Source organism: Nocardioides soli, from assembly GCF_014191495.1.
In the GTDB taxonomy this organism is placed as follows: Bacteria; Actinomycetota; Actinomycetes; order Propionibacteriales; family Nocardioidaceae; genus Nocardioides; species Nocardioides soli.
Window position 1 is genome coordinate 521,931 of the sequence record NZ_JACHWR010000002.1, and the last position, 21,632, is coordinate 543,562.

Consider the following 21,632-nt stretch of genomic DNA (forward strand, 5'->3'; position numbering starts at 1 on the left):
TCGTAAGGAGCGGATGCGCCGCGGGCGCTAGCGTGGCACGCATGCGGATCACCAAGTTCGGCCACGCCTGCGTCCGGATCCAGCACGACGGCACGACCGTGGTCGTCGACCCGGGCGCCTTCACCGACCCGGCCGCGGTCGACGGCGCCGACGCCGTGCTGATCACCCACGAGCACTTCGACCACTACCTGCCCGACCACCTGGTCGCCGCGGACGCGCCGATCTTCACGATCGCGGCGGTCGCCGCGAAGATCCGTGAGGACGCCCCCGGGCTGGCCGACCGGATCACGGTCGTCGCGCCGGGGGACACCTTCGACGTGGGCCTGCCCGTGCGCGCCGTCGGTGAGCTGCACGCGGTGATCCACCCGGAGTTCCCGCGGATCACCAACAGCGGCTACGTCGTCGACGCCGGCGGCACGAAGGTCTACCATCCGGGCGACGCGCTCACGGAGCCCGGCGAGGCGGTCGACGTCCTGCTCGTGCCGTCGTCGGCGCCCTGGCTCAAGGCCTCGGAGGCGGTCGAGTTCGCCCGGGCGGTCAAGGCGCCGCGCAACCTCGCCATCCACGACCGGATCTACACCGAGGTCGCCCACGGCATCCTCGAGCAGCACATGAACGCGTTCCTGCCGAACGAGGGCCTGGAGTACGTCCGCCGCGCCGACGGCGAGGACCTCTAGGAGTCTGCTGAACAAGACGGGCGAGCGCGAGCGGCGGCCGGTGCGTGCGGTGGCAAGGCGGCCGAGGGAAGGCGTGGCGGGTCACTTCGACCGAGGCGAACGCAGCCAACGCTCCACCGGCCGTCGCGTAGCCGCGCGGATTGTTCAGGAGGCTCCTAGGGTTGTTCCTGCGCCCGCTCAACCAGCGGTCAGCGCGTCCCGCACCGGCACGAACTTCGCCTGCGCCTCGGCCAGCTCGGCCTGGGGGTCGGAGTCCGCGACGATGCCGCAGCCGGCGAAGAGGCGGACGGTCGACCCGGCGATGACGGCCGAGCGGAGCGCGATGCCCCACTCGCCGTCGCCGGTGGCGTCCATCCAGCCCACCGGCCCGGCGTAGCGACCGCGGTCCATGCCCTCGATCTCGGCGATCAGGGCGGTGGCCGCCGGGGTCGGGGTGCCGCCGACGGCGGCGGAGGGGTGCAGCGCCTCGGCGAGCTGCAGCGAGGAGACCGTCGCCGCGTCGTGCACCACGCCCGCGACGTCGGTCGCGAGGTGCATGACGTTCGGCAGGTGCAGCACGAACGGAGCCTCGGGCACGTTCATCGACGAGCAGTGCGGCTCCAGGGAGTCGGCGACCGAGCGCACGGCGTACTCGTGCTCCTCGAGGTCCTTCGACGAGCGGGCGAGGGTGGCGGCAAGGGCCAGGTCGCGCTCGTCGTCGCCGGTACGCCGGATGGTGCCGGCCAGCACCCGCGAGGTGACCAGGCCGCGCTCGCGGCGCACCAGCATCTCGGGGGTGGCGCCGAACATCCCGTCGACGTGGAAGGTCCAGCACATCGGGTACTGCTCGGTGAGCCGGCGCAACGGCCAGCGCACGTCGATCGGCTCGTCCGCGGTGACGACGAGGTCGCGCGCCAGTACGACCTTCTCCAGGTCGCCGCGTCCGATCCGCGCGACGGCATCGGCCACCGCCGACATCCACTGCTCGCCGTTGAGGGCGCCGTCGGCGAAGCTCGCCCCCGAGGGCGGGGCCGGCGGGTCGGCGGGCGCGAGGTCGGGGACCGGCTCGTCGCCGACGACCGTCAGCCAGGCCACGTCGCCGCGGCGTCCCACGACGACGCGCGGCAGGACGAGCACGGACTCGCCGGGCTCGTCGGCGAACGCGAACGTGCCGAAGGCCACCGGGCCGGTGCCCGGCTCCCCGACCTCGTCGTGCACGACCGCGCGGGCGGTGGTCTCGCGCCACCACTTGTCGGCGTCGGCGAACCGGGTCGCCCCGCTGGTGCGGACCTCGGCGGCGACACCCCAGCCGACGAGGCCGTCGGCGCGGCGCAGCCAGGTCACCGGACGGTCGGCCGGGACCAGGTCGAGGAGCCGCGTGGCCTGGGCCGAGTCGAGGTGGACCGTGCGGACGGTGAGCGTCACGGGCCGAGACTACTCACGCACCCGCTCGAAACCCGCCTCGACGGGGCGGGTAGCGTCGCGGGACGTGAGCACCCCCACGTCTACCAGCCGCACGTCGACCCTGGTCGGCATCCTCCTCGGCATCGTGATCCTCGGCCTGGTCGCCGCGTTCGCGATCGGCCTGCCGAAGGCGCAGGGTGAGGAGTCGGCCCAGAGCGACATGACGCTGACGCTGCCCGACACCCTGCCGGGCGGGTACATCGCGTCCGACGACCCGAAGGCGTTCGAGGGCGGCGAGCTCGCGGAGCAGGCCGACGAAATCGTCAAGCAGGAGAAGGCCAACGCCGAGTACGGCAACCAGGTGCTGCCCGAGGTGCTCGGCCGGGCGGCCGCCACCCGCACGTACGTCGCGGAGGGCGCCCAGGCGATCTTCGTGCAGGTCTTCCAGTCCGAGGGCGGCGCGTTCGCCCCGAACAACCTGCCGGACCCGGAGAACACCGGCGGCCAGGCGCCGACCGAGATGACCCAGGTCGGCGACGGGGTCTGCATCCTCAGCTTCGGCCAGGCGATGGGCGGCGACGCCGGCGAGCCGGTGTTCAGCCAGTGCCAGGTCACCCACGACGGGCTGACCGCGCAGGTCGGCTCCGGCGCGGTCCCGGCCGAGGATCTCGTCGGCATCGCCGACGAGCTGCTCGACAGCCTCCAGGAGGGCTGAGCCGGGCCGACCGGTCAGGACCAGTACACGACGACGGCGTCGCCGAGGCGCACCTGCCCGAAGAGGCGCTCGATGCCGGCGTAGTCGCGGATGTTCACACAGCCGTGGGACGCCCCGGCGTACCCGACCGCGGCGAAGTCCGAGGAGTAGTGGACGGCCTGCCCGCCGGAGAAGAACATCGCGAACGGCATCGCGGATCCGTAGAGCCGCGACACGTGGTCGGCGCTCTTGACGTAGACGTGGAAGACGCCCTCGCGGGTGGGGGTGGCGGCCGCGCCGAAGCGGGCGTCGAGCGTCTGTCGGACCCGCCCGTCGACCACCCACCGGAGCGTGGAGCTGGTCTTGTCGATGCACAGCACCCGGCCCACCCGGCAGCGCGGGTCGAGCGAGCCCGGGGCGTTGGCGCGGTTGTGCAGCTCTGCTCGGGTCGGCTTCGCGGTCATCGCGTGCAGCCGCGCGTGCGTGCGCCGGTCGACGACTCCGGTGACCGGGATGCCGCGCTTGGCCTGGAAGCCTCGCACGGCCGTGGTGGTGAGCCGGCCGTAGAAGCCGGTCACGTCGGACTGGAACCAGTCGATCTGCCGCAGCCGCGCCTGGAGGTCGCGGACCGGCCGGCCGCGGTCGTCGGGGCCGAGCAGCCGCGGGCCGGACTCGATGCGGGGCACCCGGGCGGTGGCCGGCGGGTACGTCGTGCCTGGTGCCACCGCCTCCTCGGGGCCGGCGGGGCCGGCGGGGCCGACCGCGGCCGGACGGCCGGTCGGGCCGTCGTGGAGCGCGTCGCCCGTGACGACCGCCGCCGCGCAGAGCAGGGCGGCGACCGCGAGGCCGAGCAGCAGGCGACGCACGAACAGCATGGGGCACTCCTGGGGAAGTGGGAGGCGGACACGAGGGTGACGCCCCGACGGGCGCTTCGGTTGCATTCCGGCGGCGCGTCGCCCGCGTCGTGACCAACCTGTGACCGATGCCGGGAGCCCCACGCCCGGCCCGTAGTCTCTCCGCGTGGTCCGCGCAGAGCTCGACAAGCAGCCGTCCGACGTCCGTCGCATGTTCGACGCGGTCGCGCGCCGCTACGACGTCACCAACGACGTGCTGTCGATGGGCCAGGACCGCCGGTGGCGCCGGGCCGTGATCGCCGCGGTCGACCCGCGGCCGGGCGAGCGGGTGCTCGACCTCGCCGCCGGCACCGGTACGTCGAGCCAGCCCTTCGCCGACGCGGGCGCCACCGTCGTCCCGTGCGACTTCTCGCTCGGCATGCTGCGGGTGGGCAAGCAGGCCCTGCCGCACCTGCCGTTCACGGCCGGCGACGGCACCCAGCTGCCGTTCGCCGACGAGAGCTTCGACGCGGTCACGATCTCCTTCGGGCTGCGCAACATCGTCGACCCCGAGGCCGGGCTGCGGGAGCTGCGCCGGGTCACGAGGCCGGGCGGTCGCCTCGTCGTCTGCGAGTTCAGCCATCCGGCCTGGGCGCCGTGGCGCACGGTCTACCTGGAGTACCTGATGCGGGCGCTCCCGCCGATCGCCCGCGCGGTCTCCTCCGCGCCCGACGCGTACGTGTACCTGGCCGAGTCGATCCGCGCGTGGCCCGACCAGCGCGGTCTGGCCGACCTGATCGGCGCGGCCGGCTGGCAGCGGCCGCAGTGGCGGGACCTGTCGGGCGGCATCGTCGCCCTGCATCGCGCCACCCGCTGAGCCACGCTCGCACCTCCACGCCGGCGACGCGCTGGTTGAGGTGTGAGGGCCGCCAGGCCCGAGCCTCGAAACCCGGTGAGCCGGGAAGCGGCGGTGTCCGCGTCGGTGCCGTGCGGGCGGTGGTGGTCTCGAGGCTCGCTGCGCTCGCGCCTCAACCACCCCCATCCTCCGAATTAGGGCACGCTCCCATGCGCTAAATGCGCAGGTCAGGCGCCGAATCCGGGGCCGATGGCAGCAACCCGGGCACCCGGGTCCCCCGGGGGTGCAGCGGCCTTTTCGAAGTGGTTAGATGGCCCTCGGACCACTTAGTGATTCCATTCACAAGGTCACAAGACGGCCCGGGAAAGACGGCCCGGAAGAGAGGCGAAGCATGGAGCTCTACACGCCGGTCCTGGCACTGGCCGTCCTCGCGGGCGCGTTCGCGGTCTTCTCCGTGATCATGAGCGCGGTGGTGGGGCCCAAGCGCTACAACCGGGTCCGCCTGGACTCCTACGAGTGCGGCATCGAGCCCACGCCGCAGCCGCTCGGCGGCGGCCGCTTCCCGGTGAAGTACTTCATCACCGCGATGCTCTTCATCGTCTTCGACATCGAGATCATCTTCCTCTACCCCTGGGCCGTGCAGTTCGACCAGCTGCTGCTCTTCGGGCTCGCCGAGATGGTCCTCTTCATCGCCACGGTCTTCATCGCCTACGCCTACGTATGGCGTCGCGGCGGCCTGGACTGGAACTGAGGCCCGCGATGTCCGCACCCTGCCTGCGTTCTCCCGGAGGAGATGTTCATGGGAATTGAGGAGAAGCTCCCGAGCGGCGTCCTGCTGACGACCGTCGAGGGCGTCGCCGGCTACATGCGCAAGGCGTCGTTCTGGCCGGCGACCTTCGGTCTGGCCTGCTGCGCCATCGAGATGATGACGACCGGCGGCCCGAAGTACGACCTCGCCCGCTTCGGCATGGAGGTCTTCCGGGCCAGCCCGCGCCAGGCGGACCTGATGATCGTGGCCGGCCGGGTGAGCCAGAAGATGGCCCCGGTGCTGCGCCAGATCTACGACCAGATGCCGAACCCCAAGTGGGTGCTGGCGATGGGCGTCTGCGCGAGCAGCGGTGGCATGTTCAACAACTACGCCATCGTCCAGGGTGTCGACCACGTCGTGCCCGTCGACATGTACCTGCCCGGCTGCCCGCCGCGTCCCGAGATGCTCATCGACGCGATCCTCAAGCTCCACGACCAGGTGCAGAACACCAAGCTGGGCGCCAACCGGGCGCGTGAGGTCGAGGAGCTCGAGACGCAGGCGCTGCGCGCGCTCCCGACCTCGGAGATGAAGGGACTGCTGCGGTGAGCGAGAACGACCACACCGACCAGACCCCCGAGAACGTCCCCGCCCAGACGGGGGAGGTGCACGAGGTCGGCGTACGCCACGGGATGTTCGGCGTCCGCGGCTCCGGCGACACCAGCGGGTACGGCGGGCTCGTCAAGCCGATCCTCTTCCCGGGTGACGCGCAGCGCCCCTTCGGCGGCTGGCACGACGAGGTCGCCGACGCGCTCGAGCAGGCCGGCCGGGCGGCGGGTCTCGAGGTGGCGACCCCGCGGGTCGTGATCCACCGGGGCGAGATCACCTTCCACGTCCGCCGCGAGGACCTGCTGACCGTGGCGCAGGTGCTCCGCGACGACGAGCGGCTGCGCTTCGAGTTCTGCTCCGGCGTCAGCGGGGTGCACTATCCCGACGACACCGGCGCGGAGCTGCACGCGGTCTACCACCTGCTCTCGATGACCCACAACCGCCGGATCCGGCTCGAGGTCAGCGCGCCGGACAGCGACCCGCACATCCCGTCGATCGTCTCGGTCTACCCAACCAACGACTGGCACGAGCGCGAGACCTTCGACATGTTCGGCATCGTCTTCGACGGCCACCCCGCGCTCACCCGGATCCTGATGCCCGACGACTGGCCGGGCCACCCCCAGCGCAAGGACTACCCGCTGGGCGGCATTCCCGTGGAGTACAAGGGCGGCAGCGTGCCGCCGCCCGACCAGCGACGGAGCTACAACTGATGAAGAAGCTGCAGCTCAGCGCCGTGCGGCCAGTAGTCGGGACGACTGGCCGGGCGCTCTATCACCCTGGCCAGCGCAAGGACTACCCGCTGGGCGGCATTCCCGTGGAGTACAAGGGCGGCAGCGTGCCGCCGCCCGACCAGCGACGGAGCTACAACTGACATGAGCACCACCGAAGACCTCTACGCCGGCTCCAGCGAGACCACCGAGGGTCGCGTCTTCACCGTCACCGGCCAGGACTGGGACTCGATCGCCGAGGGCCTCGCCGAGGACGAGGTGCTGGAGCGGATCGTCGTCAACATGGGTCCGCAGCACCCGTCCACGCACGGCGTGCTCCGCCTGATCCTCGAGCTCGAGGGCGAGACGGTGACCGAGGCCCGCTGCGGCATCGGCTACCTGCACACCGGCATCGAGAAGAACATGGAGTACCGCTCCTGGACGCAGGGCGTAACGTTCTGCACCCGGATGGACTACCTCTCGCCGTTCTACAACGAGATGAGCTACGTGCTCGGCGTCGAGCGGCTGCTCGACATCGAGGAAGACATCCCCGAGAAGGCCCAGGTCATGCGGGTCCTGCTCATGGAACTGAACCGCATCTCCTCCCACCTCGTCGCGATCGCGACCGGCGGCATGGAGATCGGCGCGCTGACCGTGATGACGATCGGCTTCCGCGAGCGCGAGCTCGTGCTCGACCTCTTCGAGCTGATCACCGGCCTGCGCATGAACCACGCGTTCATCCGCCCCGGCGGCGTGGCCCAGGACCTGCCCCCGGGTGCGCTCGACGAGATCCGCAGCTTCATCGCGCTGATGAAGAAGCGGCTCCCCGAGTACGCCGACCTCTGCAACGCCAACCCGATCTTCAAGGCCCGCCTCGAGGGCGTCGGCCACCTCGACCTGGCCGGCTGCCTGGCGCTCGGCATGTCGGGCCCGGTGCTGCGCAGCACCGGCTACCCCTGGGACCTGCGCAAGACGGAGCCCTACTCCGGCTACGAGACCTACGACTTCGACGTCCAGACCTGGGACACCTCCGACTCCTACGGGCGGTTCCGGATCCGGCTCAACGAGATGTGGGAGTCGCTGCGGATCGTCGAGCAGGCCGCCGACCGGCTCGCAAAGCTCGATGGCGCCCCGGTCATGGTCGCGGACAAGAAGATCGCGTGGCCGAGCCAGCTCGCCATCGGCAGCGACGGCATGGGCAACAGCCTCGACCACATCCGCCACATCATGGGCGAGTCGATGGAGGCGCTGATCCACCACTTCAAGCTGGTGACCGAGGGCTTCCGGGTGCCGGCCGGCCAGGTGTACGTGCCGGTCGAGTCGCCCCGCGGCGAGCTCGGCGCGCACGTCGTCTCCGACGGCGGCACCCGGCCCTTCCGCGCCCACTTCCGCGACCCGTCGTTCACCAACCTCCAGGCCACCAGCGTGATGGCCGAGGGTGGCATGGTCGCCGACGTGATCGTCGCGATCGCATCCATCGACCCGGTCATGGGAGGCGTCGACCGATGACACTCACCCAGGAGAACCTCAGCGAGCTGCGGGAGATCGCGGCCCGCTACCCCGAGGCCCGCTCCGGCCTGCTCCCGATGCTGCACCTGGTGCAGTCGATCGAGGGCCGGATCACGCCCGAGGGGATCGAGGTCTGCGCCGAGATCCTCGACATCTCCGCCGCCGAGGTCAGCGGCGTCGCGACGTTCTACACGATGTACAAGCGCCGCCCGGTCGGCGACTACCACGTCGGCGTCTGCACGAACACGCTGTGCGCGGTGATGGGCGGCGACGCCATCTTCGACAAGCTCAAGTGCCACCTCGACGTGGGCAACGACGAGACCACCGAGGACGGCAAGATCACCCTCGAGCACGTCGAGTGCAACGCGGCCTGCGACTACGCCCCGGTGATGATGGTCAACTGGGAGTTCATGGACAACATGACCCCGGAGTCGGCCGTCGAGCTGGTCGACGACCTCCGCGAGGGCAAGGAGGTCCGCTCCACCCGCGGCCCGCGGATCGTCACCTGGCGCGAGGCCGAGCGCGTGCTCGCCGGCTTCCCCGACGACCTCGCCGACGAGGGCCCGGCCGCCGGCCCGGCTTCGCTCGTCGGCCTCGAGATCGCGCGCGAGAACGGCTGGACCGCGCCCGAGGCCGGTCAGGAGGAGAGCAAGTGACCGACACACTCACCCCGGTCCTCACCGACAACTGGGGCGACGAGCGCGCCTGGACGCTCGCGGCGTACGAAGCCCGCGGCGGCTACCGGGCCCTCGACAAGGCGTTCGCGATGGCGCCCGACGCGGTCATCGAGGAGGTCAAGGAGTCCGGCCTGCGCGGCCGCGGCGGCGCCGGCTTCCCGACCGGCATGAAGTGGGGCTTCATCCCGCAGGACAACCCGAAGCCGAAGTACCTCGTCGTCAACGCCGACGAGTCCGAGCCGGGCACCTGCAAGGACATCCCGCTGATGATGGCCAGCCCGCACACGCTGGTCGAGGGCGTGATCATCAGCAGCTACGCGATCCGCGCCAACAAGGCGTTCATCTACATCCGCGGCGAGGTGCTGCACGTGATCCGCCGCGTCCAGCGCGCGGTGCAGGAGGCCTACCTGGCCGGCCACCTCGGCACGAACATCCACGGCTCCGGCTACGACCTCGACATCGTCGTGCACGCGGGCGCGGGCGCCTACATCTGTGGCGAGGAGACCGCGCTGCTCGAAGGCCTCGAGGGCCGGCGTGGCCAGCCTCGGCTGCGCCCGCCGTTCCCGGCGGTCGCCGGCCTCTACGCGAGCCCGACGGTGATCAACAACGTCGAGTCGATCGCGTCGGTGCCGAGCATCATCGCCAACGGTCGCGGCTGGTTCTCGTCGATGGGCACCGAGAAGTCCAAGGGCTACGGCATCTTCTCGCTCTCGGGGCACGTGCAGAAGCCCGGGCAGTACGAAGCGCCGCTCGGCATCACGCTGCGCACGCTGATCGACCTGGCCGGTGGCATCCGTGAGGGCCACGAGCTGAAGTTCTGGACGCCCGGCGGCTCCAGCACCCCGCTGCTGACCGCCGAGCACCTCGACGTCCCGCTGGACTTCGAGGGCGTCGGCGCCGCGGGCTCGATGCTCGGCACCCGGGCGCTGCAGATCTTCGACGACAGCACCTGCGTGGTGCGCGCCGTGCTGCGCTGGACGGAGTTCTACAAGCACGAGTCCTGCGGCAAGTGCACCCCGTGCCGCGAGGGCACGTGGTGGCTGGTGCAGGTGCTGGCCGCGCTGGAGAAGGGCGAGGGCACCGAGGAGGACCTCGACCTGCTGCTCGACCAGTGCGACAACATCCTGGGCCGTTCGTTCTGTGCGCTCGCCGACGGCGCGGTCAGCCCGGTCGCCAGCTCGATCCAGTACTTCCGGGACGAGTACATCGCGCACCTCACCCAGGGCGGGTGTCCCTTCGACCCGGCCCGTTCGACCGCTTGGGCAGGACAGGAGGTGACGGCATGACGCAGACCCCCGCCACGACGGACCTCGTCACGCTCACCATCGACGGCGTCCAGGTCAGCGTCCCGAAGGACACGCTGGTGATCCGCGCCGCCGAGCAGGTCGGCGTCCAGATCCCGCGCTTCTGCGACCACCCGCTGCTCGCCCCGGTCGGCGCCTGCCGCCAGTGCCTCGTCGAGGTGCCCGACGCCGGCAACGGCCGCGGGTTCCCGAAGCCGCAGGCCTCCTGCACGCTGCCGGTCGCCGAGGGCATGGTCGTCCACACCCAGGCCACCAGCCCGGTCGCCGACAAGGCGCAGCAGGGGATCATGGAGTTCTTGCTGATCAACCACCCGCTGGACTGCCCGGTCTGCGACAAGGGCGGCGAGTGCCCCCTGCAGAACCAGGCCATGAGCAACGGCCGTGCGGACTCGCGCTTCTCGGCGCGGGGTGGGGTCAAGCGCACCTACCCCAAGCCGATCAACATCTCGGCCCAGGTGCTGCTCGACCGCGAGCGCTGCGTGCTCTGTGCGCGCTGCACCCGCTTCTCCGAGCAGATCGCCGGTGACCCGTTCATCGCGCTGGTCGAGCGCGGTGCCCTCCAGCAGGTCGGCATCTACGAGCGCGAGCCGTTCGAGTCCTACTTCTCCGGCAACACCATCCAGATCTGCCCGGTCGGCGCGCTGACCAGCGCCGACTACCGCTTCCGGTCGCGCCCCTTCGACCTGGTCTCGACGCCCGGTGTCGCCGAGCATGACGCCTGCGGCTCCGCGATCCGCATCGACCACCGCCGCGGCAAGGTGATGCGCCGCCTGGCCGGCAACGACCCCGAGGTCAACGAGGAGTGGATCACCGACAAGGACCGCTTCGGCTTCCACTACGCGACCGAGCCCGACCGGCTCACCTACCCGCAGGTCCGCGAGACCCTGCCGGACGGGGGAAGGGGTGAGCTGCGGCCGGCCTCCTGGGCCGAGGCCTTCGCGGTCGCGGCCCGCGGGCTCCGCAACGCCGGCGCCACCGGCGTGCTGACCGGTGGCCGGATCACCGCCGAGGACGGCTACGCCTACAGCAAGTTCGCCCGGGTCACGCTCGGCACCAACGACATCGACTTCCGGGCCCGGCCGCACTCCGCCGAGGAGGCGGCGTTCCTGGCCGCCGAGGTGGCGCTGCGCACGCCGGTGGAGTACGCCGACCTCGAGTCGGCCGCGACCGTCGTGCTCGCGGGCCTCGAGCCCGAGGACGAGGCCGGGATGATCTTCCTGCGGCTGCGCAAGGCCGCGGGCCATGCCGGGTCTGGGGGAGGCACCCGCGTCGTGTCGATCGCGCCCTACGCCTCCCGCGGCCTGGCCAAGATGCACGGCCACCTGGTCCGCACCGCCCCCGGCGGCGAGGCCGCCGCGCTCGAGGCTCTGGTCGGCCACGCCGACTTCGGCATCGACAGCACCGCGGTGATCCTGGTGGGCGAGCGCCTCGCGGCGGTGCCCGGTGCGCTGAGCGCCGCGGCGAGCGTGGCCGCGAAGACCGGCGCCCGGCTGGCCTGGGTGCCGCGCCGGGCCGGTGATCGCGGGGCCGTCGAGACCGGCTGCCTGCCGAACCTGCTGCCCGGTGGCCGCCCGGTCGCCGACGCCGCCGCCCGCGTCGACGCCGGTGCCGACTGGGGTACCGACCTGCCCGAGACCCCCGGCCGCGACGCCGACGGCATCGTCGCCGGGCTGCGCTCCGGCGAGCTCGGTGGACTCGTGATCGGTGGCGTCGACCCCGACGACACCGCCGACCCGGCCGCCACCCGCGCCGCGATCGAGGCCGCGTCGTTCGTGGTCGCACTCGAGCTGCGCGAGACCGATGTGACCCGGGCCGCCGACGTGGTGTTCCCGGTCGCACCGACCGCCGACAAGGCCGGCACGTTCGTCACCTGGGAGGGGCGCCCGCGGCCGTTCGAGGCGGTCTTCTCCAGCCCCTCGTCGCTGCCCGACCTGCGCATCCTCTCCGGCATCGCCGAGGAGCTGAGCTCGCTGGGCATGGGCCGGCCGCTCGGCTTCCGCACCGTCGCCGAGGCGCGGGCCGAGATGGCGGAGATGGGTCCCTGGGACGGCGCGCGGGCCACGCTCGGTGGTTTCGAGACAGGCGCTAGCGCGCCTTCCTCAACCACCGACGGGTACGCGCTGGCGACCTGGAAGCTGATGATCGACAACGGCTCGATGCAGGACGGCGACAAGGCCTACCGCGCCACCGGGCGAGCCCCCGTGGCCCGCCTCTCGCGCGCGGCGTACGACGCCTACGGGAGCACCGTCACGCTCACCGGCGACCGCGGCTCGGTGACGCTGCCGGCGGAGCCGGCGGATCTCGACGACGACGTCGTCTGGGTGCCGGCCAACTCGTTCGGCAGGGGTGTGCTGGCCGACCTGGCCTCGCCCGGCAGCCGGGTGACGATCGCGAAGGGAGCAGACCGGTGAGCACCTCCGTACTCCCGATGGCCGCCGACTCGCTGGACGCGTTCGGCAACGACGTCTGGTGGGTCATCGGCCTCAAGACGCTGCTGATCTTCGTGGTCCTGGTGCTGCTCACCCTGTTCAACATCTGGTGGGAGCGCCGGGTCGTCGCGCGGATGCAGCACCGCATCGGCCCGAACGTCAACGGACCCTTCGGCCTGCTCCAGTCGCTGGCCGACGGCGTGAAGCTGGCGCTCAAGGAGGACGTCACCCCGAAGGCCGCCGACCGGCTGGTCTTCATCCTGGCGCCGATCATGGCCGTCGTGCCGGCGTTCGTCGCGTTCGCCGTGATCCCGTTCGGCCCGACCGTGAACTTCTTCGGTCAGGAGACGCCGCTGCAGCTGACCGACATGCCGGTGGCCGTGCTGTTCGTGTTGGCGATCGCGTCGATCGGCATCTACGGCATCGTGCTCGGCGGCTGGTCCAGCGGCTCGACGTACTCCCTGCTCGGTGGTCTGCGCTCGAGCGCGCAGATGATCTCCTACGAGGTCGCGATGGGCCTGGCCCTGGTCGCGGTCTTCCTGTACGCCGGCTCGATGTCGACCTCGGAGATCGTCGCCGCCCAGGACGACCTGTGGTTCGGGCTGATCCTCGCCCCGTCGTTCGTGATCTACTGCATCGCGATGGTCGGCGAGACCAACCGCGCGCCGTTCGACCTCCCGGAGGCCGAGGGCGAGCTGGTCGGCGGCTTCCACACCGAGTACAGCTCGCTGAAGTTCGCGCTGTTCTTCCTGGCCGAGTACATCAACATGGCCACGGTCTCCGCGCTCGCGACCACGCTGTTCCTCGGTGGCTGGCACGCGCCGTTCTGGATCGACCACGTGTGGGCGGGCGCCAACGAGGGCTACTGGCCGCTGCTGTGGTTCTTCGGCAAGGTCATGTTCTTCGTCTTCATCTTCATCTGGCTGCGCGGCACGCTGCCCCGCCTGCGCTACGACCAGTTCATGGCGTTCGGCTGGAAGCGGCTGATCCCGGTCGCCCTGCTCTGGATCGTCGCCGTCTCGACCATCCGCGCGATCTCCCTCGAGGGTGGCGTCGACCGGCGCTGGATCCTGATCGGCATCGGCATCCTCGCCGTCGTGTTCCTCGTCCTGTTCTTCGTCGGCGAGGGAGACCAGGGGGAGGCCGACGCCGAGGCCGAGGCCGCCCCGACCGGGTACCCGGTGCCGCCGATGCCCGCCGGGGGCGCCGTCCGCGGCGCCGCCCAGCCGCTCGCGTTCCGCACCTCGAGCTCCACCGTCACCGGAGGTGAGGGCTGATGGCCCAGCCGAAGTCAGAGTCCAAGTCCATGAAGGAGCAGTTCTGGGACCCGGTCGCCGGGTTCGGGGTGACCTTCCGGACCATGTTCAAGAAGGTCGTCACCGAGCAGTACCCGTTCGACAAGCAGCCCACGGCTCCGCGCTTCCACGGACGACACCAGCTCAACCGCTGGCCCGACGGCCTCGAGAAGTGCATCGGCTGCGAGCTGTGCGCCTGGGCCTGCCCCGCCGACGCGATCTACGTCGAGGGCGCATCGAACAGCGACGACCCCGACGGCGAGGGCCGGTTCAGCCCCGGTGAGCGCTACGGCCGCGTCTACCAGATCAACTACCTGCGCTGCATCCTCTGCGGCCTGTGCATCGAGGCGTGCCCGACCCGGGCGCTGACGATGACCAACGAGTACGAGTTGGCCGACGACAATCGCGCCGACCTGATCTACGAGAAGTCCGACCTCCTCGCCCCGCTGCTGCCCGGCATGGAGCAGCCGCCGCACCCGATGCGGCTCGGCGACGACGAGGGCGCCTACTACCGCGGCGAGTTCTCCGCGCCCGCGCCGGCCCAGGGAGGCGATGCCTGATGGTGGCCTTCTGGATCCTCGCGCCGATCATGGTGATCGCCGCCCTCGGCCTGCTCTTCGTCCGCAAGGCCGTGCACGCGGCCCTGCTGCTGGCGGTCGTGATGATCTCGCTCGCGGTGCTCTATCTCGTGCTGGAGGCGCCGTTCCTCTTCGCGGTGCAGATCATCGTCTACACGGGCGCGATCCTGATGCTCTTCCTGTTCGTGCTGATGCTGGTCGGCGTCGACGCGTCCGACTCGGTCGTCGAGACCATCCGCGGCCAGCGGGCGTTCGCGATCGTGGGCGGCGTCGCCCTCGGCGTCCTGCTCGTCACCGGTCTCGGCCAGGTCTCGCTCGGCACCGCGGTGGGGCTCGACGAGGCGAACGCGCCCGGCAACGTCCAGGCGCTCGCCAACATCCTGTTCTCCCGCTACGTGTTCGCGTTCGAGGCCACCAGCGCCCTGCTGATCACCGCCGCCGTGGGTGCGATGGTGCTCGCCCACCGCGAGCGGCTGACCCCGCGGGTCGGCCAGGCCGAGCGGGCCGCGCAGCGGCTCCAGGAGTACGCCGACAAGGGCGCGCACCTCGGCCCGCTGCCCCCTCCGGGTGTGTACGCCCGTCACAACGCGGTCGACACCCCGGCGCTGCTGCCGGACGGCACCGCCGCGGAGTCCTCGGTCTCGCGGGTGCTCGCGGCCCGCGGCACCGTGCGCTCCGCCCCGGCGATGGCCGACGACATCGAGGAGATCGAGAACCAGATCGGCTGGGCGCCACACGCCGGTCGCGACGCGGCACCGCCGGCGTCGACGACCGAGGAGGCCCCCGCGACCGGAGGTGAGCACGAGTGAGCGACGTGACCCCCTTCGTCGTCCTGTCCGGGATCCTGTTCACCATCGGCTGCGTCGGCGTGCTGACCCGCCGCAACGCGATCGTGGTGTTCATGTGCGTCGAGCTGATGCTCAACGCCTCCAACCTCGCGCTGGTCGCGTTCGCCAAGCAGCACGGCAACCTCGACGGCCAGATCGCGGCGTTCTTCGTGATGGTCGTCGCCGCGGCCGAGGTCGTGATCGGGCTCGCGATCATCATGACCATCTTCCGGACCCGTCGCTCGGCCTCGGTCGACGACGCCAGCCTGCTGAAGTACTAGGAGTCGCGTAGATGTATGCGTTCCACGAAGGCGGCGGCATCCCGGTCGTCGACCCGACCTCCGCGGACGGCGTGTTCTCGCTGCTCTGGCTGGTGATCGCGCTCCCGCTCGCCGGCGCGGCGGTGCTGCTGATCGGTGGGAAGTACACCGACCGGTGGGGCCACCTGCTCGGCACCGCGCTGCCGATCGGCTCGTTCGCGATCTCGCTGGCGATGTTCATCTCGCTGCTCGGCCGCGACGACAACGACCGCCAGGTGGTCCAGGAGCTCTACACCTGGTTCCAGACCGGCCACCTCGACGTCGGCATGGACCTGCTCTACGACCCGCTGTCGGCGCTGTTCCTGCTGCTGATCACGGGTGTGGGCTCGCTGATCCACGTCTACTCGATCGGCTACATGGCACACGACCCGCGGCGGCGCCGGTTCTTCGCCTACCTGAACCTCTTCGTCGCGGCGATGCTGATGCTCGTGCTGTCCGAGAACTACCTCGGACTGTTCCTGGGCTGGGAGGGCGTCGGCCTCGCGTCGTACCTGCTGATCGGCTTCTGGCAGCACAAGCCGTCCGCGGCCGCGGCGGCCAAGAAGGCCTTCGTGATCAACCGCGTCGGCGACATGGGCCTCTCGCTCTCGATCATGCTGTTCTTCATCACCTTCGGCTCGACCAGCTTCACGGTGATCAGCGCCGGGGCCGGCGAGGCGTCGCAGACCACGATGACGATCCTCGGCCTGCTGCTGCTGCTCGGCGCCTGCGGCAAGTCGGCGCAGTTCCCGCTCCAGGCCTGGCTGCTCGACGCGATGGAGGGCCCGACCCCGGTCTCGGCGCTCATCCACGCCGCGACCATGGTGACCGCGGGCGTCTACCTGATCGTCCGCTCCAACTTCGTCTTCGACCTCGCCCCCGACGCGCAGACCGTCGTCGTGATCGTCGCGGTGATCTCGCTGCTCTGGGGCGCGTGGATCGGCTGCGCCAAGGACGACATCAAGAAGGCGCTGGCCGGCTCCACCATGAGCCAGATCGGCTACATGATGCTCGGCGCCGGTCTCGGCACCGCCGGCTACGCGTTCGCGATCTTCCACCTGCTGACCCACGGCTTCTTCAAGGCCAACATGTTCCTCGGGGCCGGCTCGGTGATGCATGGCATGGACGACGACGTCGACATGCGGCACTACGGCGCGCTGCGCAAGATGATGCCGGTGACGTTCCTGACGTTCGCGATGGGCTACCTCGCGATCATCGGCTTCCCCGGGTTCTCCGGCTTCTGGTCCAAGGACAAGATCATCGAGACCGCGCTCGCCGAGAACTGGCTCGTGGGGCTGTGCGCGCTGCTCGGCGCGGGCATCACGGGCTTCTACATGACGCGGATGATGCTGATGACCTTCTTCACCGACAAGCGCTGGGAGAAGGACGTGCACCCGCACGAGTCGCCCTCCGTGATGACGGTGCCGCTGATCGTGCTGGCCGCGCTGTCGGTGCTCGGTGGCGTGATGATCGCCGGTGACTGGATCGTCGACTTCCTCGCGCCGGTGACCGGTGTCGCGCCACACGAGGACCCACCGCTCCCGGCGCTCGCCATCACGGTGATCGCGGTCTGCGTGGTGGCCGTCGGCGTGGCACTCGCCTGGTTCCTGATCGGCAAGCGCGAGGTGCCGCGCGAGGCTCCGCAGGACGTCTCCTGGGTGACCAAGGCCGGCCGTGAAGAGGTCTACGGCAACCAGATCAACGACACGCTCGTGGTCAACCCGGGTCGGGAGCTCACGACGGCACTGCTGATCACCGACAAGTACGTCGTCGACGGCGTGTTCACGGGTGGCCCGGTCGCGCTCGGCGGGTTCGCCGGGTTCGCCCGCCGCGTCCAGAACGGCTTCGTCCGCACCTACGCCCTGTCCATCCTCGGTGGCGCGCTCCTGGTCGCCCTGGCCCTCCTGGCGGTGAATCTCGCGTGAACGACTTCCCCTGGCTCACCGTCCTGATCCTCGTGCCGCTCGTCGGCGCGCTGGTCACGGCGTTCCTGCCCAAGGCGAGCCGCCACACCCCGCTGCCCAAGCAGGTCGCGCTGGCGTTCGCGCTGCTGACCGCGGTGGTCGGCATCGTGATCGCGGCGCAGTACGACGCGGGCGCGGGCATGCAGCTGACCGAGACCCACACCTGGATCGAGGCCTTCGGCGTCCACTACGCCCTCGGTGTCGACGGGCTCGGCCTGATGATGATCCTGCTGACCGTCGGCCTGGTGCCGATCGTGTTCGTCGCCGCGTGGCACGAGGGTGACCGCAACCCGACGGCGTTCTTCGCCTGGGCGCTCGCACTCGAGGCGTTCTCCCTGTGCGTGTTCCTCGCGACCGACGTGTTCCTCTTCTACGTCGTCTTCGAGGCCACGCTGATCCCGGCGTACTTCCTGATCGGCGGCTTCGGGCGTGAGGGTCGCGGCTACGCGGCGCTGAAGTTCCTGATGTACCAGCTCGGCGGCGGCCTGGTGCTGCTCGCCGCGGTGATCGGGCTCTACGTCGTCTCGGCCGACGCCGGCTCGCCGTCGTACCTGCTCTCCGACCTGCAGCAGCTCGACATGAGCACCGCCTGGGAGCGCTGGCTCTTCGCAGGCTTCATGATCGCGTTCGCGGTCAAGGCGCCGCTGTTCCCGCTGCACACCTGGCTGGCCGACACCACCGAGAAGGCCACCCCCGGCACGAGCGTGCTGCTGGTCTGCATCCTCGACAAGATCGGCACCTTCGGGATGCTGCGCTTCTGCCTCGGGCTCTTCCCGGGCGCCTCGGAGTGGGCGACCCCCGTGGTGGTCACGCTGGCGCTGATCTCCATCGTCTACGGCGCGTTCCTCGCGATCGGCCAGGACGACATCCTGCGTCTGATCGGTCTGACTTCGCTGAGCCACTTCGGCTTCATCACGCTGGGCATCTTCGCGCTGACCAGCCAGGGCGGCTCCGGCTCGATCCTCTACATGGTCAACCACGGCATCGGCACCGCGGCGCTGTTCCTGCTCGCCGGCTACCTGATCCAGCGCAAGGGCACGTCCCTCATCAGCGAGATCACCGGCGTCGAGCGTCGGGCGCCGGTGCTGGCCGGGCTGTTCCTGATCGCCGGCCTGGCCACCCTCGGCCTGCCTGGGCTGAGCCAGTTCGTCTCCGAGATCCTGGTGCTGATCGCCGCCTTCGACTACCACTGGTGGGTCGGAGCGGTGGCCGTCACCGGCATCGTGCTCGCGGCGATCTACGTGCTCTGGCTCTACCAGCGCACGATGACCGGACCGTCGGTGCCCGGTGACGAGGCGATCCGCGATCTCGGCCGGCGCGAGCTGGTCGCCGTCGTGCCGCTCATCGCGGCGCTCGTGGTCTTCGGCTTCTGGCCGATGCCGATGCTCGACGCCGTCAACCCGACCGTCGACTCGCTGCTCCAGCACGTCGGCGTGACCGACGACCCGCCGACCGTGCCGGTGGCCGAGGAAGGTGCTCACTAAGCGATGTCTCCTCACCGCACGACCTGCTGCGCGACGACCTGTGGGCGCCTGGACGGCGTTGTCCTCGGTCGTCGTGGCTCCGCCACGCCTCCCTCGTCCGCCTTGCCAGGCATCCCGCAGGCCGCCGCTCGCGACGGTCAGCGGTAAGGAGACAACGCTATGGACTTCACCAAGCCCACCATCGAGTACGGCGACATCTGGCCGCTGATCCTGGTCTTCGCCGTGGCCTGTGCCGGTGTCATCGTCGAGGCGTTCCTGCCGCGCGAGCGGCGCTTCCTCGTCCAGACCGTGCTCACCGGCGGCGGCCTCGTGGCCGCGCTGGTCGGGACCGTCCTCGTCTGGCGCGGCCTGGCGGAACACGGCGACGGTGCCGCCCGCGGTGCCATCGACGTCGAGGGCACGCTGGTCGTCGACGGTCCGGCGGTCTTCCTCTGGGGCGTCATCCTGGTCTGCGCGCTCGCCGGCGTCCTGCTCTTCGCCGAGCGCCGGATCGAGGGCGGCGTGTCCGCGTTCGCCGGCCAGGCCGCCGCGCTCCCGGGCACCGAGGCCGAGCGCCAGGCGTCCACCCGCGGGCTGGAGCACACCGAGGTCTACCCGCTGCTGATGTTCGCGGTCTTCGGCATGCTGCTCTTCCCGACGGCCAACGACCTGCTCACGCTGTTCGTCGCGCTCGAGGTGCTCTCGCTGCCGCTGTACCTGCTCTGCGGCCTCGCCCGCCGGCGCCGGCTGCTCAGCCAGGAGGCGGCGCTGAAGTACTTCCTGCTCGGCGCCTTCTCCTCCGGCTTCTTCATCTACGGCGCCGCACTGATGTACGGCTTCGCCGGCTCGATGGAGTTCGCGAACATCAACGAGGCGGTCCGCAACGACCTGGGCAACCAGACGCTGCTGCTGATCGGCGTCGGCATGCTGTCGGTCGGCCTGCTCTTCAAGGTCGGCGCGGCGCCGTTCCACAACTGGACGCCCGACGTCTACCAGGGGGCACCCACGCCGGTGACGGCGTTCATGGCGGCCGGCACGAAGATCGCGGCGTTCGGCGCGATCCTGCGGCTCTTCTACGTCGCGCTCGGCGCCGACCGGTGGAGCTGGCAGCCGATGCTCTGGGTGGTCGCGATCCTCACGATGCTCGTCGGCGCGGTGCTCGCGATCGTGCAGACCGACATGAAGCGGATGCTCGCCTACTCGTCGGTCGCGCACACCGGCTTCCTGCTGACCGGCGTGCTCGGCGTGCAGCAGGCCTCGGAGCTCTCCGACGGCGAGATCACCTCGACCCAGGCGGTGCTCTTCTACCTGGTGACCTACGCCTTCTCGATCATCGGCGCCTTCGCCGTCGTGACCCTGGTGCGCGACTCCTCGGGCGAGGCCTCGGCGTTCACCCGCTGGCGCGGCCTCGGCCGCCGTTCGCCGCTCGTCGCCGGCCTGTTCGCGTTCTTCCTGCTCTCGATGGCCGGCATTCCGCTGACCGCGGGCTTCGTCGGCAAGTGGGCGGTCTTCACCGTCGCGCTCGCCGCCGGCGCCTGGCCGGTCGTGCTCGCGGCGATCGTGTGCAGCATCATCGCGGTGTTCTTCTACGTCCGCGTGATCGTGCTGATGTTCTTCGTCGACGCCGGCCCCGAGCAGGGCGAGGTCGCGAGTGTCACCCGGCCCTCGGTGCTCACCTCGCTGACCATCGCCGTCGGGCTCGCCGCGACGCTCGTGCTCGGCGTCGTACCTGGGCCGGTTCTCACGCTGGCCGACCATGCTGGACAATTCCTCAGGTGACGACAGGATCTGCCGCTCTCGCTCTCCCCGTCGGTGACGAGGCCCTGGCCACGAGGCTTCGTGAGCGCCTGGGCCTCGTCGAGGACGCGCTGGCAGGTCACGTCCGCAGCCGCGCCGAGTTCGTGACGGAGATGGCGAGCCACCTCATGGAGGCGGGCGGCAAGCGGTTCCGGCCGCTGCTGGTGCTGCTCGCCGCCGAGGCGGGGGACCGGCCCGACGCCGACGAGGTGATCACCGCGGCCTGCGTGGTCGAGCTGACCCACCTGGCGTCGCTCTACCACGACGACGTCATGGACGAGGCCGACCTGCGCCGCGGCGCCGACACCGCGCACTCGCGCTGGGGCAACCACGTCGCGATCCTCACCGGCGACTTCCTGTTCTCGAAGTCCTCCGAGCTCACCGCCGAGCTCGGCGCCGATGCGGTGCGCATCCAGGCGCAGACCTTCACCCGCCTGGTCGAGGGGCAGATCCTCGAGACGATCGCGGCCGGACCCGACGAGGACCCGCTCCAGCACTACCTCGAGGTCGTCGCCGGCAAGACCGGCTCGCTGATCGCCACTTCGGCGCGCTACGGCGCCCGCTTCGGCGGTGCCAGCCGTGAGGTCGAGGAGGCGCTCACGGCGTACGGCGAGATCGTCGGGTCGGCGTTCCAGCTCTCCGACGACATCCTCGACATCGCCTCCGACCAGGGCGAGTCGGGCAAGACCCCCGGCACCGATCTGCGTGAGGGCGTCCGGACGCTGCCCGTGCTGATGGCACTGGCCTCCACCGACCCCGCCGACGCCCGCCTTCGCGAGCTGCTCGACGGCGACCTGAGCGACGACGAGCGCCATGCGGAGGCGCTCGACCTGCTGCGCAAGCACCCCGCCATCGAGGAGGCTCGGGCGTACGTCGTCGCCGAGGCCGAGCGGGCCAAGGCCCGGCTCGTCCCCGTCCCCGAGGGCCCGGTGCGCGCCGCGCTCGAGGCCTTCGCCGACATCGTCGCCACCCGTTCCGCGTAGTCC

21 protein-coding genes are annotated in these 21,632 nt (G+C 70.8%); 19 read left to right on the top strand and 2 right to left on the bottom strand.

Annotated features, from left to right (window positions below; translation table 11 throughout):
- The first annotated feature begins 41 nt into the window (after positions 1–41).
- Positions 42–677: an MBL fold metallo-hydrolase gene (locus FHU40_RS12985; RefSeq protein ID WP_183592737.1), complete on the top strand. Its 636-nt coding sequence runs from the start codon at positions 42–44 to the stop codon at positions 675–677.
- A gap of 177 nt (positions 678–854) precedes the next feature.
- Here the strand turns inward: FHU40_RS12985 and FHU40_RS12990 are convergent, their stop codons facing one another.
- Complete coding sequence (locus tag FHU40_RS12990; protein WP_183592738.1) at positions 855–2,081, bottom strand: isochorismate synthase; 1,227 nt, start codon at positions 2,079–2,081, stop codon at positions 855–857.
- Positions 2,082–2,145: 64 nt separating this feature from the next.
- On the opposite strand from FHU40_RS12990, the gene FHU40_RS12995 reads away from it, so the two are divergent.
- Positions 2,146–2,775 carry a hypothetical protein gene (locus FHU40_RS12995; protein WP_183592739.1) on the top strand — a complete coding sequence of 210 codons (630 nt, stop codon included), beginning with the start codon at positions 2,146–2,148 and terminating at the stop codon, positions 2,773–2,775.
- Positions 2,776–2,789: 14 nt separating this feature from the next.
- On the opposite strand, the gene FHU40_RS13000 is transcribed toward FHU40_RS12995, so the two are convergent.
- Positions 2,790–3,629: a L,D-transpeptidase family protein gene (locus FHU40_RS13000; protein WP_183592740.1), complete on the bottom strand. Its 840-nt coding sequence runs from the start codon at positions 3,627–3,629 to the stop codon at positions 2,790–2,792.
- 145 nt (positions 3,630–3,774) lie between these two features.
- On the opposite strand from FHU40_RS13000, the gene FHU40_RS13005 reads away from it, so the two are divergent.
- The 17 genes from FHU40_RS13005 to FHU40_RS27715 all read left to right on the top strand — a co-directional run bounded on the left by FHU40_RS13005 (position 3,775) and on the right by FHU40_RS27715 (position 21,629).
- Positions 3,775–4,464, top strand: coding sequence for a demethylmenaquinone methyltransferase (locus tag FHU40_RS13005; protein ID WP_183592741.1), 690 nt, complete (start codon positions 3,775–3,777; stop codon positions 4,462–4,464).
- A 370-nt stretch (positions 4,465–4,834) separates the two neighbouring features.
- Positions 4,835–5,194, top strand: a complete 360-nt coding sequence (locus FHU40_RS13010; protein ID WP_183592742.1) for an NADH-quinone oxidoreductase subunit A — start codon at positions 4,835–4,837, stop codon at positions 5,192–5,194.
- Positions 5,195–5,242: 48 nt separating this feature from the next.
- Entirely contained in the window at positions 5,243–5,797 is a 555-nt protein-coding gene (locus tag FHU40_RS13015; protein WP_183592743.1) for a NuoB/complex I 20 kDa subunit family protein, read from the top strand.
- Positions 5,794–6,507: an NADH-quinone oxidoreductase subunit C gene (locus FHU40_RS13020; RefSeq protein WP_183592744.1), complete on the top strand. Its 714-nt coding sequence runs from the start codon at positions 5,794–5,796 to the stop codon at positions 6,505–6,507. Before FHU40_RS13015 ends, FHU40_RS13020 begins: the two co-directional genes overlap by 4 nt.
- Entirely contained in the window at positions 6,507–6,668 is a 162-nt protein-coding gene (locus tag FHU40_RS29845; protein ID WP_425490177.1) for a hypothetical protein, read from the top strand. Before FHU40_RS13020 ends, FHU40_RS29845 begins: the two co-directional genes overlap by 1 nt.
- A 1-nt stretch (position 6,669) precedes the next feature.
- Positions 6,670–8,013 carry an NADH-quinone oxidoreductase subunit D gene (locus FHU40_RS13030; RefSeq protein ID WP_183592745.1) on the top strand — a complete coding sequence of 448 codons (1,344 nt, stop codon included), beginning with the start codon at positions 6,670–6,672 and terminating at the stop codon, positions 8,011–8,013.
- Positions 8,010–8,669 carry an NADH-quinone oxidoreductase subunit NuoE gene (nuoE, locus tag FHU40_RS13035; RefSeq protein WP_183592746.1) on the top strand — a complete coding sequence of 220 codons (660 nt, stop codon included), beginning with the start codon at positions 8,010–8,012 and terminating at the stop codon, positions 8,667–8,669. Before FHU40_RS13030 ends, nuoE begins: the two co-directional genes overlap by 4 nt.
- Positions 8,666–9,976 carry an NADH-quinone oxidoreductase subunit NuoF gene (nuoF, locus tag FHU40_RS13040; RefSeq protein ID WP_183592747.1) on the top strand — a complete coding sequence of 437 codons (1,311 nt, stop codon included), beginning with the start codon at positions 8,666–8,668 and terminating at the stop codon, positions 9,974–9,976. Before nuoE ends, nuoF begins: the two co-directional genes overlap by 4 nt.
- Positions 9,973–12,405: an NADH-quinone oxidoreductase subunit G gene (locus FHU40_RS13045; RefSeq protein WP_183592748.1), complete on the top strand. Its 2,433-nt coding sequence runs from the start codon at positions 9,973–9,975 to the stop codon at positions 12,403–12,405. The genes nuoF and FHU40_RS13045 overlap by 4 nt, the downstream gene beginning before the upstream one ends.
- Before the next feature lie 17 nt (positions 12,406–12,422).
- Positions 12,423–13,700: an NADH-quinone oxidoreductase subunit NuoH gene (gene nuoH / locus FHU40_RS13050; protein ID WP_183593790.1), complete on the top strand. Its 1,278-nt coding sequence runs from the start codon at positions 12,423–12,425 to the stop codon at positions 13,698–13,700.
- Positions 13,700–14,278 (top strand): NADH-quinone oxidoreductase subunit NuoI, encoded by a 579-nt coding sequence (gene nuoI, locus FHU40_RS13055; protein ID WP_183592749.1) that lies wholly within the window; start codon positions 13,700–13,702, stop codon positions 14,276–14,278. The genes nuoH and nuoI overlap by 1 nt, the downstream gene beginning before the upstream one ends.
- On the top strand, positions 14,278–15,105 hold the full coding sequence (locus FHU40_RS13060) for an NADH-quinone oxidoreductase subunit J (protein ID WP_183592750.1): 828 nt from the start codon (positions 14,278–14,280) through the stop codon (positions 15,103–15,105). Before nuoI ends, FHU40_RS13060 begins: the two co-directional genes overlap by 1 nt.
- 5 nt (positions 15,106–15,110) lie before the next feature.
- Positions 15,111–15,404, top strand: coding sequence for an NADH-quinone oxidoreductase subunit NuoK (gene nuoK / locus FHU40_RS13065; RefSeq protein WP_183593791.1), 294 nt, complete (start codon positions 15,111–15,113; stop codon positions 15,402–15,404).
- A gap of 11 nt (positions 15,405–15,415) precedes the next feature.
- Complete coding sequence (gene nuoL / locus FHU40_RS13070) at positions 15,416–17,347, top strand: NADH-quinone oxidoreductase subunit L (RefSeq protein WP_183592751.1); 1,932 nt, start codon at positions 15,416–15,418, stop codon at positions 17,345–17,347.
- Positions 17,344–18,870 (top strand): NADH-quinone oxidoreductase subunit M, encoded by a 1,527-nt coding sequence (locus FHU40_RS13075; protein WP_183592752.1) that lies wholly within the window; start codon positions 17,344–17,346, stop codon positions 18,868–18,870. The genes nuoL and FHU40_RS13075 overlap by 4 nt, the downstream gene beginning before the upstream one ends.
- 159 nt (positions 18,871–19,029) lie before the next feature.
- Positions 19,030–20,628: an NADH-quinone oxidoreductase subunit NuoN gene (gene nuoN / locus FHU40_RS13080; RefSeq protein WP_183592753.1), complete on the top strand. Its 1,599-nt coding sequence runs from the start codon at positions 19,030–19,032 to the stop codon at positions 20,626–20,628.
- Positions 20,625–21,629, top strand: coding sequence for a polyprenyl synthetase family protein (locus FHU40_RS27715; RefSeq protein WP_215526358.1), 1,005 nt, complete (start codon positions 20,625–20,627; stop codon positions 21,627–21,629). Before nuoN ends, FHU40_RS27715 begins: the two co-directional genes overlap by 4 nt.
- Positions 21,630–21,632 lie beyond the last annotated feature (3 nt).

Bases quoted from the DNA above. Each gene is read 5' to 3' on its own strand.
- nuoN (WP_183592753.1), top strand. From the start codon at position 19,030: ATGGACTTCACCAAGCCCACCATCGAGTACGGCGACATCTGGCCGCTG.
- FHU40_RS13060 (WP_183592750.1), top strand. From the start codon at position 14,278: ATGGTGGCCTTCTGGATCCTCGCGCCGATCATGGTGATCGCCGCCCTC.
- FHU40_RS13010 (WP_183592742.1), top strand. From the start codon at position 4,835: ATGGAGCTCTACACGCCGGTCCTGGCACTGGCCGTCCTCGCGGGCGCG.
- nuoE (WP_183592746.1), top strand. From the start codon at position 8,010: ATGACACTCACCCAGGAGAACCTCAGCGAGCTGCGGGAGATCGCGGCC.
- nuoH (WP_183593790.1), top strand. From the start codon at position 12,423: ATGGCCGCCGACTCGCTGGACGCGTTCGGCAACGACGTCTGGTGGGTC.
- FHU40_RS12985 (WP_183592737.1), top strand. From the start codon at position 42: ATGCGGATCACCAAGTTCGGCCACGCCTGCGTCCGGATCCAGCACGAC.
- FHU40_RS13030 (WP_183592745.1), top strand. From the start codon at position 6,670: ATGAGCACCACCGAAGACCTCTACGCCGGCTCCAGCGAGACCACCGAG.
- FHU40_RS29845 (WP_425490177.1), top strand. From the start codon at position 6,507: ATGAAGAAGCTGCAGCTCAGCGCCGTGCGGCCAGTAGTCGGGACGACT.
- FHU40_RS13015 (WP_183592743.1), top strand. From the start codon at position 5,243: ATGGGAATTGAGGAGAAGCTCCCGAGCGGCGTCCTGCTGACGACCGTC.
- nuoI (WP_183592749.1), top strand. From the start codon at position 13,700: ATGGCCCAGCCGAAGTCAGAGTCCAAGTCCATGAAGGAGCAGTTCTGG.
- FHU40_RS13045 (WP_183592748.1), top strand. From the start codon at position 9,973: ATGACGCAGACCCCCGCCACGACGGACCTCGTCACGCTCACCATCGAC.
- FHU40_RS13000 (WP_183592740.1), bottom strand. From the start codon at position 3,629: ATGCTGTTCGTGCGTCGCCTGCTGCTCGGCCTCGCGGTCGCCGCCCTG.
- nuoL (WP_183592751.1), top strand. From the start codon at position 15,416: ATGTATGCGTTCCACGAAGGCGGCGGCATCCCGGTCGTCGACCCGACC.